General features: G+C 58.2%; 12 protein-coding genes. 6 read left to right on the top strand and 6 right to left on the bottom strand.

The window, feature by feature from the left end:
• Nucleotides 1–206 precede the first annotated feature (206 nt).
• The 3 genes from TBK1r_RS24085 (at nucleotide 207) to TBK1r_RS24095 (ending at nucleotide 3,634) form a co-directional block, all read left to right on the top strand.
• A complete protein-coding gene (locus TBK1r_RS24085; RefSeq protein ID WP_145216568.1) occupies nucleotides 207–698 on the top strand; it encodes a PDZ domain-containing protein in 492 nt (163 codons plus the stop codon).
• A gap of 149 nt (nucleotides 699–847) precedes the next feature.
• Nucleotides 848–1,618, top strand: coding sequence for a hypothetical protein (locus TBK1r_RS24090; protein ID WP_145216571.1), 771 nt, complete (start codon nucleotides 848–850; stop codon nucleotides 1,616–1,618).
• Nucleotides 1,619–1,816: 198 nt separating this feature from the next.
• Nucleotides 1,817–3,634: an NAD-binding protein gene (locus TBK1r_RS24095; RefSeq protein WP_419580339.1), complete on the top strand. Its 1,818-nt coding sequence runs from the start codon at nucleotides 1,817–1,819 to the stop codon at nucleotides 3,632–3,634.
• Nucleotides 3,635–4,180: 546 nt separating this feature from the next.
• On the opposite strand, the gene TBK1r_RS24100 is transcribed toward TBK1r_RS24095, so the two are convergent.
• From TBK1r_RS24100 to TBK1r_RS24120, 5 genes are all read right to left on the bottom strand, one after another.
• Nucleotides 4,181–5,638 (bottom strand): IS1380 family transposase, encoded by a 1,458-nt coding sequence (locus TBK1r_RS24100; protein WP_145208447.1) that lies wholly within the window; start codon nucleotides 5,636–5,638, stop codon nucleotides 4,181–4,183.
• A gap of 279 nt (nucleotides 5,639–5,917) precedes the next feature.
• Nucleotides 5,918–6,367 (bottom strand): Hsp20/alpha crystallin family protein, encoded by a 450-nt coding sequence (locus TBK1r_RS24105; protein WP_419580340.1) that lies wholly within the window; start codon nucleotides 6,365–6,367, stop codon nucleotides 5,918–5,920.
• Between the two features lie 194 nt (nucleotides 6,368–6,561).
• Complete coding sequence (locus TBK1r_RS24110; RefSeq protein ID WP_419580341.1) at nucleotides 6,562–8,823, bottom strand: DUF4340 domain-containing protein; 2,262 nt, start codon at nucleotides 8,821–8,823, stop codon at nucleotides 6,562–6,564.
• A 73-nt stretch (nucleotides 8,824–8,896) separates the two neighbouring features.
• Entirely contained in the window at nucleotides 8,897–11,554 is a 2,658-nt protein-coding gene (locus TBK1r_RS24115) for a Gldg family protein (protein ID WP_145216584.1), read from the bottom strand.
• A 52-nt stretch (nucleotides 11,555–11,606) separates the two neighbouring features.
• Nucleotides 11,607–12,347 carry an ABC transporter ATP-binding protein gene (locus tag TBK1r_RS24120; RefSeq protein ID WP_145216587.1) on the bottom strand — a complete coding sequence of 247 codons (741 nt, stop codon included), beginning with the start codon at nucleotides 12,345–12,347 and terminating at the stop codon, nucleotides 11,607–11,609.
• A 277-nt stretch (nucleotides 12,348–12,624) separates the two neighbouring features.
• On the opposite strand from TBK1r_RS24120, the gene TBK1r_RS39050 reads away from it, so the two are divergent.
• On the top strand, nucleotides 12,625–12,783 hold the full coding sequence (locus TBK1r_RS39050) for a hypothetical protein (RefSeq protein WP_419580342.1): 159 nt from the start codon (nucleotides 12,625–12,627) through the stop codon (nucleotides 12,781–12,783).
• On the top strand, nucleotides 12,780–13,028 hold the full coding sequence (locus TBK1r_RS24125; protein WP_145216590.1) for a hypothetical protein: 249 nt from the start codon (nucleotides 12,780–12,782) through the stop codon (nucleotides 13,026–13,028). The genes TBK1r_RS39050 and TBK1r_RS24125 overlap by 4 nt, the downstream gene beginning before the upstream one ends.
• A gap of 440 nt (nucleotides 13,029–13,468) precedes the next feature.
• Here the strand turns inward: TBK1r_RS24125 and TBK1r_RS24130 are convergent, their stop codons facing one another.
• Nucleotides 13,469–14,830 carry a sigma-54-dependent transcriptional regulator gene (locus TBK1r_RS24130; protein ID WP_145216593.1) on the bottom strand — a complete coding sequence of 454 codons (1,362 nt, stop codon included), beginning with the start codon at nucleotides 14,828–14,830 and terminating at the stop codon, nucleotides 13,469–13,471.
• 275 nt (nucleotides 14,831–15,105) lie between these two features.
• Here TBK1r_RS24130 and TBK1r_RS24135 point away from each other — a divergent pair, with 275 nt between their 5' ends.
• On the top strand, nucleotides 15,106–15,609 hold the full coding sequence (locus TBK1r_RS24135) for a hypothetical protein (RefSeq protein ID WP_145216596.1): 504 nt from the start codon (nucleotides 15,106–15,108) through the stop codon (nucleotides 15,607–15,609).
• The last annotated feature ends 226 nt before the right edge of the window (nucleotides 15,610–15,835 follow it).

Here is a 15,835-nt window from a genome sequence, read left to right on the forward strand (position 1 = left end):
GCGATGGTGCATGACCTGTTCCTGGTTTCCACAGGTGCCGTGCCGTGACAGCATTTTTCGTCTCTGGCGGGATGTCTTCTTGGCCTGGTCAGCGCCAAACGCACGGTACGATTATTGCAGCGCGTTATCGCCGCGGCCGGTCGGGTGCCAACTTGGCTGTTGCACGTCGCAGATTTCTGGCACGCACGAGTCGTGGGACATTCAACATGAACGTTTTGCGGTGGAGTGTGATCGGCCTTTCGCTGCTCGTCGCTTCTTCGGTGACGCGGGCGGACGACGTCGTTGTGATCGGCCCCGACGCGGGTGAGCAAACGGCTGCGGATCGCTCAGCCGCCACTCTCGGCGCGGTGGAAGGCGGCGGGTTTGTCGAACCGAAACCCGGCCAGGGATCGGGTAATCCGATTGTCGGCGGTTGGTATTTAGGCGTCTATGGCAGCTACAGTGCGAACGGGTTGTTGTTGACCCAGGTCTATCCGGGGACGGCGGCGGCCAGAGTCGGATTGGAAGTGGGCGACCGGATCCTCGCCGTCAATGGACATCCGATTGGAATAGGAACCCATCGGACGCTGCGGATCGACACGGCGCTCGAGCGCTACGCCAATCGTTTCGGTTGGGTGCGTTTGCTGGTCAAAGACAAACGCAGCGGGCGGTTGATCAACGTCGACGTCAAACTCAGCCGGGGAACGGTTCACTTTTGATCAGGCCGTCGTTCAAGGGCTGAGTCGACAAACGCTGGCGACGGCGTGGGGGTGTTTCAGAAAATCGACGTTTTCTTAGCAACTCGACGCGGCATGGTGCGATGACGGAACCGTTGGTCGAACTCCGCTACCCTGCTTCAGGTCCAGTGATGTTTCAGCGCGATGGCACGATTACCGCGAGATCCAACTATCGTCCGCCAAACTGGAAGGAGTGGCCGAGGGCGGGCGTCTACCATCACCTGATTCCTTACCAGGTGTTACGGGACCTCTGGAATCGTATGACGCAGATCGGCATGACGGATCACCGAAACCTGTATCTGCAACAGGTGGCCCAGGCGTCTCCTGCTGGAAACCCCATGCCGATCGGCGAGTTTTTAGATGCGTCTAGCAAAAACCTTGCCAACGAAAATCGATTTGATTTTCTAGAGATTGCTGTGGTCTGGCAGGCGTACAACATGGCGGTGGGACCGAAGCATCGGCCGGCCTTGCCCGATCCTCCGCAAGGCGAATTCGACCACGTCTCGGTGATCCCGGTACACGTCCAACGCGTTTATCGTCTGCGTGAGGTCAGCCGACAGATGAGCGATTTCCTTGCCGCCAGTGAGGGTGGAAAGGTGACGCCTCGTGCGGATCAACGGCTCGGCGACACCATCGAAGGACTCGGTGACATGACCCATTACGGAATCATCACGCCTCAAGATGTCAATTGGTACGGCTTACCGCGTCGGATGTGGATTCAAATGTCCGCCAACGACCGGCAAACCTTTGATCAGTACATGAATCAATCGGGGATTGCCACGCTGGACAAAGAGGATTCGGAGCGACAAGAGACCCAACAATACGCGCAGGCGGCACTAGAGTCCTTGGTTCGAGATGGGCAAATCGTTCCGCCCCCCGGTTTCACCGACTCGGAAAGCTGACTCGAAACACTGACTCGCCCCGCTTTTCATCCCGGCGGCCCTCTCGAGCATCCAATGGGTCGGTGGCATGGGATACAATGGGGCTTTGGTGAATCCGTCCACACCAACAACTTCCCCGGTTGTGATCCCCCTGGACCGGACGTGCACACGGCTGCCAGTGATCGGGCATGCTTCGAGGCGGTCGGTCGACCAAAACGCATGAAAGAGTCGGCACGCTACATTCTGCAGATTCTTGTTTTCGTCGCGTTGGTTCTGTCGATCGGGACCGGCGGGTATCTGATCATCGAAGACGGGATCACGGTCGGCGATGCGTTCTACATGACCGTCACGGCCATCACGCCGACCCAGTTTGATGAGATCCATGAATTGTCGGTCCCCGGACGGTACTTCACCGTCGTCCTGGTGTTTTGCGGATTCGGCGCCGTCGTCGCCTTCGCCACACAGTTCGCTCGCTGGGTGATTCAAAGTGAATTGGAAGGGGTCGGGGTCATTACGCGGAAACAGATGCGCAGAAGGATCAGTCGAATGAGAGAGCATTACATTGTGTGCGGCTACGGAAAGATCGGGGGCGCGATTTGCAAGGAGCTGAAGGACCACCAGCTGCCGTTCGTCGTGATCACCGACGATGAAGCCTCGATCGCGGCCGTGGAACGTGAAGGGTTTGCGTTGGTCCGGGGCAACCCGACCGCGGATACGACGTTGAAGGAGGCGGCGATCGAGCGGGCTCAGGGCGTGATCGCGGTGCTGACCGACGACTCGAACAACCTGTTCATTTCATTGGCGGCGCGGGAGTTAAACCCCAAGATCTTCATCATCGCGCGGGGCGAAGACTCGGGCGTCGAGGACCGGATTCTGAGGGCCGGGGCGGACATCGTCGTCTCCCCGATGAAACTCGGCGGTCGTCAAATCGCCGAGCTGATCAAGCAACAGGCCGATAGTTCATCCGTCGTAACCGGCGTCTCCGAACATTCCAGCCTGTTGGGCGTGTCGTTGAAACCGCATCGTCACGACGCCGAACAGGCGACAACCGTCGACGAAATTCTGAACGAATCGACGGCCGTCGGGGTCGCGGGTATCCAACGCTGTGATGGAACCTTTGACCCGACGCCGCCACCCGAGACTGCCGTCCATCAAGGCGACACCGTGATCTTGGTCACGCGCACCAGCCAGGCCGGCGACTCCTTCAACAAACCGCCGTCGGGCAAGACGATCTTGCTGGCCGACGACCATCGGGCGCTACGGTTGCTGTTCACTCGCAAGCTCGCTGCGGCCGGACATGATGTCATCCAAGCGGCCAACGGTGACGACGCGTTGGCGATGGCGCGGGCGACCACGCCGGATTTGATCGTTTTAGACGTCAACATGCCCGCGCGCGATGGGTACCAGGTTTGTCACGAACTGCGTCAATCCAAGCAGTTTGCCACCACGCCCATCATTCTGTATTCCGGCAACGATACCGCCGAATTCGCCCAACGCGGTCGTGCCGCGGGAGCGAACACCTGTGTCCGCAAGACAAGCAAGAGTTCCGAATTGTTGGCAAGCATCGAAGCGATCTTCTCTGAGCGGCAACAGGATCGCGACGCCGAGGACCGATCCGAACGACCACGCGAGGGATCCAGTTCCACCGAGTCTGCCACCGTGAGCGAAGGCCCGCCGCCACACAGCCGGCCCTTCGATTTCGAGACGGCGATGGAGAATGCCGGAGGTGACGAAGAGCTGTTGAGCGAATTGATCACGGCGATGGAGGAAGAGACGCCGCGGATGATGAATGAAATTCAAACCGCGGTCGCCGCGACGGACTACAAGTCGCTGGAACGCGCCGCGCACGCGCTGAAGGGATCGCTGGTGGTGTTCGGCGCCGACGAAGCCAGCGAGGCGGCGACGCAGTTGGAGATCGCGGCGCGGCAACAGGACGCATCGAGCATCGAGCGATTAACAGGAAATCTCCAGACGCAGATTGCCGAAGTGACGCGCGCTTTACAACAGCACGCCCGATCGCTCGCGCGAATCGACTGATCTTGGTGCCTCGCCTTGAGGCGATTGCCTGTCGCTGCTCTGCAGCGACCCGAGCGGCTAAAGCCTGCACACCAGCGCACGTTGGTGTCTAGCCTTTAGGCGATTCCCTCTCGCTGCTCTGCAGCGACCCGAGCGGCTAAAGCCTGCACACCAGCGCGTGTTGGTGTCTAGCCTTCAGGTGATTCCTTCTCGCTGCTCTGCAGCGACCCGGGCGGCTAAAGCCTGCACACCAGCGCGTGTTGGTGTCTAGCCTTCAGGTGATTCCTTCTCGCTGCTCTGCAGCGACCCGGGCGGCTAAAGCCTGCACACCAGCGCGTGTTGGTGTCCAGCCTTTAGGCGATTCCTTCTCGCTGCTCTGCAGCGACCCGGGCGGCTAACCCGGATATTGCATCCGCTGACTGGTTGACTCTGATTTTAGACTGAGTTACGGCGAGGCTGTCCACGATAGCCGGTTTTTGCTGCAATCGATTCGCTGCGGGCAGAGGGCCCCCTACCCCCAGACGACCGGAAGTCGCTGCGCGGTGCCACACGATGCGATGGGAGTGGCTAATCGCTACGGCACAGACGTGCCAGCACCTGATTGAACAGCGGTTCCCAGGGGCAATGGCTGCAAAGATGAAATACCACCCGACGACAAGTCACTCGAACTCGGGCTGCTATTTTCAACAGTCGCAATCGAATCGTGTCCACACGTAGACGACTCTGTTTCGTTCCACTCAGGCCCAGGCGACGCAACCCATCGAGTAGAACGTAAGCAAATGATGAAAGCATCACGCGGAACTGATTGGCAATAAAACGGGTGCAACTGGTGCGATCAGCGAACAGACAAAGCTGTTGCTCTTTGATCCGATTCTCCATCTCGCCACGCATGCAGTAGTGCTCTCGATAAAACTTCTCCGGGTCATAAGCGACAGAGCACCATGTCCCTGGAGTCTTAACTTGTAGCGGCTGCCTTTTGCCATCGACCATCGGTCGATGGTAGGTCGTGTCGACAATGTCGTCACTTGAGAAACAGTTTGTTACGACGAAGCGAGGATTGGGGCCTTTGGCGGTATACTCTGCTTTGCCGACCACCCAGCGATGGCGGTCCCACGTCCTGCCGGTGCGATAGCGAAACCACTTGTAAAAGGCTTGTTTGCCACCACGGTGGAATCTCTCGACTCTTGCGCGAGTCATTTCGCAGGCAATTTGCTTGACCAAAACCTTATTCTTGGGCAAACCAAAGACGTAGTGGACATCGTTTTTGTCGCACCAGCGCATGAGGCGTTCGATCGCAAAACCTCCGTCACCACGAAGGGTGATTTTGACCCGAGGCCATCGTTGGCGGATCCTTGCAACAAGCAATTTTGTGATTCCGCGTGCGTGATGGCCATCACCGAGGTTGGCTGGACGAAGATACGAGACGAGAAGTTGGTCGCCGCAAAACACGTACAGAGGTTGGAAGCAATAGCTGTCGTAGTAGGCATTGAAAGCCTTTTTATCTTGATCGCCGTGTACCTTGTCGTCCGTTGCGTCTAGATCGAGTGTGATTTCATCAGGCGGGGTGTCGAAGCTGTCAAGAAAAATGTCGACGAGGATCTTGCTGAGTTCGAAGAGTTCTTTTTTGGTGATTCGGTTTTCAAATCGGGAATGAGTCGAGGGGCTCGCCAGAGTGGGATCCCAATCGTCATCCGACCTGTCATTGATTCGAGGGGGCCGTCCGGCGGCGACTTGAAAGGCGGCATCATCGCGAAGCTGCTGTTGATCGTTTGCGTCTTCGTATCCGGCCGCGATCGCAAAGATTCGACTGATAAGGATTTCCGCTTGAGAATGAACGGTGTGAATCGGATCACGCGGGTCGTGAATCGCTTGGTCGATCCGCTTGATCAAATTGAGCTTTTTGTCGACTTCGCGAAGCAGGACGAGGCCCCCATCGGAAGTGAGCGATCCGCCGTCGAAATCTACCTCAACGGCCTGCCTTCTGAGGCGTTTCAATGCGGGACGATTTCGTTTACGCTTTGTCATTGCCGAAAGCCTTGGTTTTGTGGTCTATGAAGTGTCGTAACTCCAATAGATACACGAACTAAGGCTTTCGCGCTATAGGGGCAGTCGAATAAGCGGATGCAATATCCGGGCTAAAGCCTGCACACCAGCGCACGTTGGTGTCTAGCCTTGAGGCGATTCCCTCTCGCTGCTCTGCAGCGACCCGGGCGGCTAAAGCCTGCACACCAGCGCACCTCAACAAAAAATCCGCAACACGCATGGAACGCGTGTTGCGGATCGATTTGACGGGTCGCTGGCGAGTTACTTGGCGTTGATCTTGATCCGCTTGGGCAACACTTCGGATCGCTTTTTCAACAGCAAGTGCAACACGCCGTTCTGATAGTCGGCTTCGATCGACTCGGGGTCGACGGAATCGGGGATGGAAACCAATCGGCTGAAGTCGCCCCAATGGCGTTCGTCATGCAGGTAGGATCGCTTCTCGGATTCTGGTCGCGTTCGGCTGGCCGCAATCTTCAGGCGTCCCTCTTCGAAGGTCACCTCGATGTCATCGTTCGCCAGACCGGGAAGGTCCAGTTCCAGATGGTAGTGGTCGCCCTCTTCCCAGACGGACATCAGAGGCCACCAGGGTTTTGTTTTGCCGTTACCACCGGACGCGAAAAGTCGATCAAACAATTCGTCCATCTCGCGGCTCGCGACGCCGAGCACGCTGGGGCCGATCGAACGAGAAAGGGTTGAACTGAAACCGCTCATGGCCATAGCCTCCAGATCACACGTTAAAAACCGTGAAACGAAAAACTGACCGGCAGACTCGCGAACACGCTTTGCAAAATTGACAGTCAGCGAAACGATTTAGGTCAAAAGCAACCGGCGTGCCAAAAAGCGAGGCCGCGGCGTTAACCGCGGCCTTCGAGGGAAAATGACGACGCGGATCACCCGCGCTGTCGTCAACCAAGGTTCGGTTCAATCGAAACCAATTCGACTTCGAAAATCAACAACGTATTGGGGCCGATCTTGTCGCCCGAGCCACGCTCGCCATAGGCCAATTTCGGTGGGATGTACAGTTTCCATTTCGCTCCCGGTTTCATCAGCTGGAGCGCTTCGGTCCAACCCGGAATCACCTGGTTGACTCCGAACTCCACCGCGGAGTCACCGGATTGGTCAAACACGGTACCGTCCATCAACGTGCCCTTGTAGCGAACCTTGACCCGACTGTCTTCACCCGGCGACTCGCCTTCACCCTCGGTCAACACTTCATATTGCAATCCACTCTCCGTGGTGATGACGCCGTCCTTGGACCGATTCTCTGCCAGGAACTCGTCCGCGGCGGCTTGGTTGGCTGCCGCCGTTTCCTCGGTCGACGATTGCGGTTGGGTCTCCGACTCGGGGTCGGACTCGGACTCCGACGTTGACTCCGACTCCGGTTCTTTCACTTCCTCTTTCGCTTCGACCAGATCGCTGCGAGAGAGGGCAAGTTTGTCGTAGTCCTCGCCGGCGATGACATAGTACCACTGTGCAAAACGACGGTTCAACGACTCGGCTTTCTCCTTGCCCTGCTCGATCTTGTCTTGATACGACTGCCACTCTTCCAGAGCGTCGTTGTAGGCTTCCATCTCTGCATCGTAGCTCTCACGCAGTTCCTTCAAGCGGTCGGCTTGTTCGTCGGACGATTCGCTGTCGTCGGATGCTTCGCTGTCGTCAGATGCTTCGCTGTCGTCAGGCGATTCGGACTCGGTCGAGGTGGCTTCCTCGGTCTCCACTTCGGCTGCACTCAGCTCTTCCGGCATTTCCGGCTTGGTCGGTTTCTCGGGAGCTTCACCAAGGAACTGCTGGTCAAAATTGACGGTGACGAACACGTAGCGGCCGGGTTTTCCAGAGTTGCCGGTTTCGTTTTCGTCACTGCCTTCGTTTTCGTCACCGCTATCAGTTTCAGCGCTGTTCTCGTTTTCGCCTTCGGCGGAATCGGAGTCACCCGCATCCTCTGATGCTTGGTCGGGTTGGTTTGCGAATCCCAATTCGAGTTCTTCCTGGCTGCCGGTGAACACGCGGCCGAAGTACAGGTTGTACACCAGCCCATCGTTGGTCGCCGTCGCCAGTTCTCCTTCACGCGAAATCAGCTTCAGCGTGTCAGGATTGTCTTGCACCGGTTGCAGCAAGAAGCCTCGCGAGAGTAGATCGGATTGCAAACGGTCGACATCTCGTTGCGAACCGAGGGCGTCGCGGTCGAGTTTCAGGTCGGGCGTCAACCCGGTTTGCTTGGGCCGGACACCGACGATGTCAAGATTGGCGATGGCGTTGACGGTGTCTCGAATCGCATCCTTGTTGACTTGCTCGGTTGCATCGTCAATGCCGTCCATCTTCCAGTCGTCGAGCGACGTTTCTCGATGCAGCGTCGTGACTTCACGTTGCGTCACCGTTCCTTTTAGCTCATCAAATTGATAATCGTTCAGTGAAACGTTGACGACGTCACTTTGGCTGATGTCAAACAGATCGGTGTTGATCCAATCGCTGAATCGCGTGGACAGGTCGATGTTGAGTGTCGCCACGTACACTTCGTCTTCATCGGGGTGCCGGACGTAGTACTGGTCAAATTCATCTTCGACCTGTTTGCCGATGATGTAGTCGGCCAAAACCGAATCGTCTTCGCCACGCAGGGTGAGCCGTTTTCCGACTCCTTCCACCTGACCGACCTCCAACGTGTCCGTCTTTGGATCGACGACTCCATAGCGTGCGTGGTCGGCTTGCCAGCGCGTCACCATCGCCCCTCGCTTGATCCCGATCACGCTGCTGGCGGTTCGGGCCAATTGGTCTTCCGCATCCGCGGGGTAATTGTGGTGTGACGGGATCACCCACTGACCGTTTTCGGTTCGTTCCACACTGAATTGTTTGGCTTCGACTTGGTCGGGATCGATGACCGCCACGTTCAGCGCCGAGGCCAGGGTGGGGTCGCGGAATTCGGGAAAGAACTCTTTGCCGACCTTTCCGTATTCGGCGATCACCGCCGGCCGAGTCGCCAATTCGATCACGCCGGTGATCAGCAGACAGAGGATTGCGGCGGCGGCGTACAGAACCGTCCGACGAGTCTCTTCGGCCAAGCCCAGCCAGCGACTTTTGACAGCCGCGGTGGTGGCTTCGATGGTTTCCTTGGTTTGTCCGCCGGGCCGACTGTCGGCGTTGGGTTGCGTCTGGTCTTGGGTTACTGTGGACATGGGAATTGGTCGGTGTTGTATTCCGGTGGTTGGTGTGGATGGGGTGTCGGTGGGCAGAACGCAAGCTGGAAGCTTACGCCACGGTTTTGCGACGGCGTGAGTCGATGACCGTCGACTTCTCATCGCGGACTCGTTGGGCAAAGACGAAGGCACCGAGGGCAAACGCCGGGATCGCGGGCAGACAAACCGACCAGAATCGGATCTTCGATTCGAGCGACTTGATCTGGCGGTTGGTGGTGGCGCGAATCTTGCGGATTTCGTCGTTCTTCTTCTGTTCGATTTGCGCTTCGGCCAGCGACAACCGTTTTTGTTCGGCCTCTTGAGCTTGCTTGAGCATTTGCGCTTTGGCGATCGGGTCGAGATCGCTGTTCTCTTGGATCTCCTTGACGCGTTTGCCGAGCTGCTCGCGGCGTTGCTCCAATTCCTCTTCGGCCTGCTGGTCCGCTTCCCGTTCGGCTTGGTTTGCCGCTTCAAGGAAGTGGCGTTTCTGTTGTTCGACGCGAACCAGCGTTCGGTGGGCGGGGCGTCGGCTGCGGAGTTCGATGAAGGAGTCGTCGCCGACCAGCGAATCGACGGCGTTGAGCACGAAGGTGACGTTGTCAAAGCTGGTGCTCAGGTTTCCGAGGTTGCGTTCCTCGAAGAAGAAATCGGAGATCATGTCGACGTCGGCGACAAAGATGGCGTTGACCTTGTGATCATCCGATTCGCCGGTCACGCGCGCGGCCAGGGTGTGGGCGGCACTGTCGATCACGCGGAACGGATTGCGTCGCGGGTTGGCCGTTCCCTGCATCGAAAAGAAATTGAAGCCTCCTTCATCGACAAATTCTTCCCACTGCAAGACGCCCGATTGACGGCTGCTGGTCAGTAGCGGTTGGAAATCAAACTCACCGCCGCGTTTTTCCACTTCGCCGGGATACAACGCAATCAGTTCTTGCAGCCCCTTGGTGATCTCATCGTTCAGATTGAACGATTCGACGTCGGTCCCGCTGTTGGTCACGAAGACGTATTCCGGGGGAAGCATCGCGAATTCGGGGTGTGGATTGTTGAAATCAAACACACAGGCGTCGTACTGCCAATCGATCCCCAGGGCTTCCAGCAAACGCGTTGCCCGTCCGCCATCGGCCTTTTGCTCTGGCGGCGGACCGCCTTGACCCATGAATCCCGAATGACCGGAGCGTTTGGGTTGACGCGGGGCACCAGTCACACCAAACCCGTTGCTGCCCAAGGACAGTGGGAAGGGATCGTCGAACACCAGCAGTGGACGGCCGGTCTTGGCGTAGGTCACCAGATGGTCCATTTCTTCGCTGGTCAGCGATGATGGCATGACGGCCAACAGCACATCGAAGGCGTCGGCATCAATTTCGGTCGAGGGCGACACCGATTTGACGTTGTATTGTTTTTTCAGTTCACGCACGATCTGCCAGTCGCGGGTGCCTTCCATCAAGTTCGCGTCGGTCCGCAGCACGCCGACGGTGTGGCGTTTCTCGTTGGCGACGGTCTGGATCGAACGCGTCAGTTCGTATTCGATCGGCAGGCCTTTGCCGAAGAACGGCACGACGACTTTATCAAAGCTGCTGATCACGACCGCACCGAGGTACACGTCGGCCTCGCTGCGTCGGCCGTCGACTTCGCTCATCACCTGGACCGGTTCGATGCCAAAATGTTCGGCTTCGTCGGCTTGCTGGCTAAACGGTTGGACATCGACATAGCGGACTTCCAAGCTCTTTCCACCGAGTTCGTCGAACTGACGCAGCAGTCCGATCAATCGTTTTCGCGTTTCGACGTAATCCCGCGGCACGTCAGGGCTAAGGAAGGCCTGGATTTCGATCGGTCGTTCCGAATCGAGTTGGTCGAGGATGTCGTGCGTTGCGTCGGAGAGGCTGAAGAGGCGTTCGCCGGTGGCGTCCACACGCAACACGCTGTACCCCGCCCAAGTCGTCACGCAGGACAAAACGACGGCGACGCTGATCGCCCGCACCGCATATTGAAAACCGATCGCCGGTTCGCGACGTGTCTGCCAGTGACGTCGTGTCATCAGGGTGTGATTCAGGTACAGCATCACCACGGTGAAAGCGACAAAGTATAGCAATGCCGTCAGCGGGATCACCCCCATGCCGAAGTCGCGGAATTGTTCTTGCAAGCTGAAACGTTCCAGCAAATCACCCAGGCCCAGCATGCCGCCGATCTGTCCGACGAACACCGGGATCGCACAGATGACGATTCCCAAGACGAATGCGACGGTCATGTTTGCCGTCAACATCGATGCCAACATGCCCGCACTCAACATCGCCGCGCCGGCCAACCAATAGCCGAAGTACGTGGTCGCGATCAGCCCCCAGTCGGGATTGCCCAGGAACGTCAAAACGAAAACATGTGCCATCGAGAACACCAGTGCGACACTGTAGACCGCGACGACCGAAAGGTATTTGCCGAGCAGGATTTCGATTTCGGTCGCCGGCAGGGTGAATAAAAGCTCGTCCGTTCCCGATTTGCGTTCATCCGCCCAAACGCTCATCGTGACCGCCGGCACAAAGAACAATAGCAACAACGGGTACCACGCGGTCAGTTGATCGAGGTTGGGTTCGTTGCCGGTAAAGAACCGCGCGTTGAACGCCAGGGCTCCGCCGAGCACCACAAACACCACAATGAACAGGTAGCCCAATACGCCCGAAAAGTAGCTCGCGAAATTGCGTTGAAAGACGGCCCGGATCACTTGGGGACGGATTTGCATGGTGGGATCTCTGAAAGTCAAACTTGGATAGGTGTTGGTTCGTTACGGCTTGCTACGCGGCGACGGTCAGTTCTCGGAACTTCTGTTCCATCGCATCACTCTGTTGGCCGAGTTCGTCGGTCGGTCCATCGAACACCAACCGCCCCTCGTTGATCATCACGACGCGACTGCACACCGCGTGGACTTCTTGCAAGATGTGCGTGGACAGCAACACGGTTTTGGTTTCACCCAACGCGGTGATCAACTCACGGACGCCGTGCACCTGGTTGGGATCCAGGCCGCTGGTCGGTTCATCCAGAATCAACACGTCGGGGTCGTGCAACAACGCTTGGGCCATCCCGACCCGTTGGCGATACCCACGCGAGAGTTTACCGATCGCTTTGCCCCAGACATCGCTGAGCGAACATTGCTCGCGGACCCAGTCCAAGCGCGCCTGCAGTCGGTCGCCGGACAGCATGCGGGCTTGGCCGACGTAATTCAGGAACGCATGGGGTGTCATTTCGGAATAGAGCGGCCCATTTTCGGGAAGGTATCCCAGACGCTCGGCCGCGTTGATCCGATCGCGGTGCACGTCGTGTCCGGCGATCTTGGCGGTGCCGGCGTTGGGCGACAGATAGCCCGTCAGCATTTTCATCGTGGTCGACTTTCCCGCCCCGTTGGGTCCCAGAAAGGCACACACTTGTCCGACCGGTACGGTGAATGAGATCGCTTCGGCCGCGGCAAAGTCGCCATAGTATTTACACAAACCGTCGGCTTCGATCATCCAGGGAGTGTCAGTCGGGGCTTCGGCCATCGAGTGGTTTCCTTGTGGCTATGGTGGCGGTGGGGAGGAGTCCTGCGTCGCCGCACGCGTGGCAAGGTTCGTGCCAATCGTGAAGATTTGATCCCGCCCGCAGATTTGCGTGGTCGACCGCATCGCAGCACCGAAGTGGTGGGCGACAAAGTGTCGTGATCCAGGACAAGTTGACGTGGTGGCTGAGTCGAAACGAAGCAAATTGCCGAACGTTTTTGCGGTCGGTTGATGGGGAATCATCAATGGGGAGGCCGCTCGCGCTGGCGCGAACCGGCTGATGTCAATTGACGATCAGCCGTTTGGCGCAACGGCCTGTGGATTGAGCGGCATGGGGCGCGATCCGCGGCGCTGGCACGCCGGTTGCAAGTTTCCAGCCACCGCTGTCATTCGACTCTCACCCATCCGCGTTCGTCAGTTGGAGGAGAATCAATCGTGAATGGTTTGCCTGGAATCTTGGAACTGGTGGGCATCGATCCGTCGCGTTATGACGAATTGGATGTCGCCCGCTGTGTCGCTCAACTCGGCGGATCCATGATCGGAAGACAGATCGTGTTTAGCGATACGTCGCGGCGAGACGCGGCGATCGAAGTCTTGTTTGAGAAATTCGGCGCGCATGCGTTTGCCTGGGGTGACGCGTTGCGCCGCGAGTCCGAACACCCGATGGAGCTTTCCCATGCCTGAAATGCCTGAGAATCTTCTTTCCTTGGCGCTGCTGTCCGCCGGCGCGTTCGCTTCGCTCGGTCTGGTCGCTCTGGTGACCTACATGGCGTTCTTTCAAAAACATTGACGTTCCGATCGCGTGAAACGCCACGCCGGTGCGTTGTCAACGTTTCGGGGTCAGCGTTTCAAACTTACGGTAGGGGAACTCGCCAACGGCATGTTGATCGAGTGGGCCGTGACGCGTGCGTGGCCGGGCCTGGTATTTCGCCGCACCTTGGTTTTCGCGTAGGCGGTAGTGGACGAGGCGACGAGTCCTCTGTAGTCGGCATATTGACAGAGGATTCGTCGCCTCGTCCACTACCCGAAAACTGAGCTGCGATAGACTACGAGCGGAATGCCCATCGTGCGGGTCTTCTGAATCGATCGACAAAGTCCCAAGTGTTTCGTGTTGGCGGCGTCTGCTACCGATTGGATTCCAAGTCGAATTCTTTTAATTTACGTTGCAGCGTGCGGACGCTAATGCCCAACAGTTCTGCGGCTCTTGTCCGATGGCCGCTGGTGTGTTCGAGCGTCCGGCGGATCGCTTCACGCTCGATCTCCGCGAGCGTCATTCCGGGTTGGATGATCGCCTGTGCGGACTCGGCGCCGGTGATGTGTGGCGGCAGGTGTTGTTCATCGATGATTTCGTCCAGCGTCAACACAATGATGCCTTCGAGGGTGTTTCTCAGTTCGCGGACATTTCCGGGCCACTTGTAAGCCTTCATCGCCTCGAGCGCCGCGGTGGAAATGTCTTTGACCGGTCGCTCGTTCTCGGTGGAGATTTGGTCGATGAAGTGGCGGATCAGCAGCGGGATGTCGTCTTTGCGTTCCCGCAGCGGCGGTAGCGCCAGTTCGACGACTTTGAGTCGAAAGTAGAGGTCCTCGCGGAATTCCTTGTTCTGGACCTGCTGGAGCAATTCGCGATTGGTCGCGGCGACCAGGCGGACATCGACGTCGATCTCTTTGGATCCGCCGATCGGCATGACCGTCCGGTTCTCCAGCGCCCGCAAGAATTTCGCTTGCAGCGACAGGTCCAGTTCACCGATCTCGTCCACAAAAAGGGTCCCGCCGCCGGCCGTTTCGAACAGGCCCTTGCGGTCGGCGGTGGCGCCGGTAAACGCCCCCTTCTTGTGGCCAAACAGTTCGCTCTCGACGAGCGATTCCGGGAGCGCGGCACAGTTGACCGCGATCAGTGGTTTGGCGGCGCGGCGGCTGAGTCGGTGGATCGAGCGAGCGACCAGCTCCTTCCCGGTGCCGCTTTCTCCCGTGATCAACACTGTGCTTTTCGTGTCCGCGACGAGCCGGATTTTTTCGAACAGGGCGCGGATCGAAGCGCTGGTGCCGATCATGTTGTCCAGGCCACGTTGCTGGGTCAGCTGGGACTGGAGTTCCGCGATCTGTTCGGCCATCGCGCGGCGGCGCAGCGACGATTCGATCCGCTCGGTCAGTTCATTCAAGTTCACGGGCTTGGGCAAAAAATCGTCGGCGCCCGCTTTGAGCGCCGCGATGGCCGCGTTGACGCTTTCGACCCCGGAGACGACGATGACGATGGCGTGAGGGGCTTTTCGTTTGGCAACGTCCAACAGTGCCAGTCCGTCGGTCTTGGGCATCTTCAGATCGGTGACGACCACCGCCACGCCCTCTTCGATCATCTCCATCGCCGACTCGCCATCGGCGACCGTCACCGGGTTGTAGCCGCGCCGCTGGAGCCACTGCGCCGTCGACGCGCGGCTGTCCGCGTCGTCATCGACAATCAGAATTTTCCAGGCTCGTTGTTCGGTCATGTTGGGGGCGAGATCCTCGAGGGGGCCACAGACGCTGCCGGGTAAGGCGTGGTACGCCTTGGCGTGGTGTCAAGTTCATCGGACATTTTGTCATGTCGGCCGCCGTTGATGAAGTCAACTTGACGTGATTTGCTGGCGTCTGTCGGTCAACCTCGGGGCCGAACGCGAATCCGTCTTCGGCACAAAAATTGCTCGGCGAACTCGTTGATACGAAGTGGACGCCCTTCGCACTTGCCCCGAGCGTAACATCGTCACCCACCAATCTGAACAGTTCCATGTCCAAGTCAAACGGGACACAACGACCGAGTCGTCATCGTCTGCCGGAGTTGCAGGAAGCGTCGCTGGAGGAGGGGCGTAGCGAACGGGTCAGGATCCTGATGGCCAGCCACCGAACCGAGGCGTGTTTGACGGCCCCCGCACCGGGACGCGAGCATGATTGGAAGGACGCGGTTCAACAGTCCCTCAGCTTGCTGCGCGCGTCGCTCGGCGAAGCGAGCCAGCGCGGGGAATCTGCCGGCGGCTTGATTGCAGAATTAAAAACGGCGGGCGGCAAGTACTACCACCGCGTCGATCGTCTGCAACAGGAATTTGACGAGATGGTGCGGCGCTGCGATGCCACGATCGAGCATCTGCGATCTCAGGGCGAAGGCGAGTCGATCGACTATGCTGACATCCGCCAGCGGGTCACCTGGCTACTCACCTCCCTGAAACACCACCAAGCAAGGGAAGCCGATCTCGTGTACGAGGCACACGGATTGGACATCGGTATCGGCGAGTAGCGTTTGGCCGACCATGTCGAAACCTGCTGACTCTAACGTTTTCTATGTTTGTTCGCGATGAAGCCCGGAGGGCTGGCACAATGCTTGCCGGTGGCGTTAGCCCAATGCCACCTACTTTGTGGTCATTCGGGTGGTATATCATCGGGCTGCTGTTTTTTTCTTCGAAGTGACTTCTGGAATTTCGTTGTCTTTTGGCGCCGCGGGTGGGCTATGCGTGGGTAGCTGC

Source organism: Stieleria magnilauensis, from assembly GCA_007753675.1.
Taxonomy (GTDB): Bacteria; Planctomycetota; Planctomycetia; order Pirellulales; family Pirellulaceae; genus Stieleria; species Stieleria magnilauensis.

Excerpts from the sequence above, each read along its gene's own strand:
- TBK1r_RS24095 (WP_419580339.1), top strand. The coding sequence starts at position 1,817 with ATGAAAGAGTCGGCACGCTACATTCTGCAGATTCTTGTTTTCGTCGCG.
- TBK1r_RS24120 (WP_145216587.1), bottom strand. The coding sequence starts at position 12,347 with ATGGCCGAAGCCCCGACTGACACTCCCTGGATGATCGAAGCCGACGGT.
- TBK1r_RS24085 (WP_145216568.1), top strand. The coding sequence starts at position 207 with ATGAACGTTTTGCGGTGGAGTGTGATCGGCCTTTCGCTGCTCGTCGCT.
- TBK1r_RS39050 (WP_419580342.1), top strand. The coding sequence starts at position 12,625 with ATGTCAATTGACGATCAGCCGTTTGGCGCAACGGCCTGTGGATTGAGC.
- TBK1r_RS24130 (WP_145216593.1), bottom strand. The coding sequence starts at position 14,830 with ATGACCGAACAACGAGCCTGGAAAATTCTGATTGTCGATGACGACGCG.
- TBK1r_RS24090 (WP_145216571.1), top strand. The coding sequence starts at position 848 with ATGTTTCAGCGCGATGGCACGATTACCGCGAGATCCAACTATCGTCCG.
- TBK1r_RS24105 (WP_419580340.1), bottom strand. The coding sequence starts at position 6,367 with ATGAGCGGTTTCAGTTCAACCCTTTCTCGTTCGATCGGCCCCAGCGTG.
- TBK1r_RS24110 (WP_419580341.1), bottom strand. The coding sequence starts at position 8,823 with ATGTCCACAGTAACCCAAGACCAGACGCAACCCAACGCCGACAGTCGG.
- TBK1r_RS24115 (WP_145216584.1), bottom strand. The coding sequence starts at position 11,554 with ATGCAAATCCGTCCCCAAGTGATCCGGGCCGTCTTTCAACGCAATTTC.
- TBK1r_RS24135 (WP_145216596.1), top strand. The coding sequence starts at position 15,106 with ATGTCCAAGTCAAACGGGACACAACGACCGAGTCGTCATCGTCTGCCG.
- TBK1r_RS24100 (WP_145208447.1), bottom strand. The coding sequence starts at position 5,638 with ATGACAAAGCGTAAACGAAATCGTCCCGCATTGAAACGCCTCAGAAGG.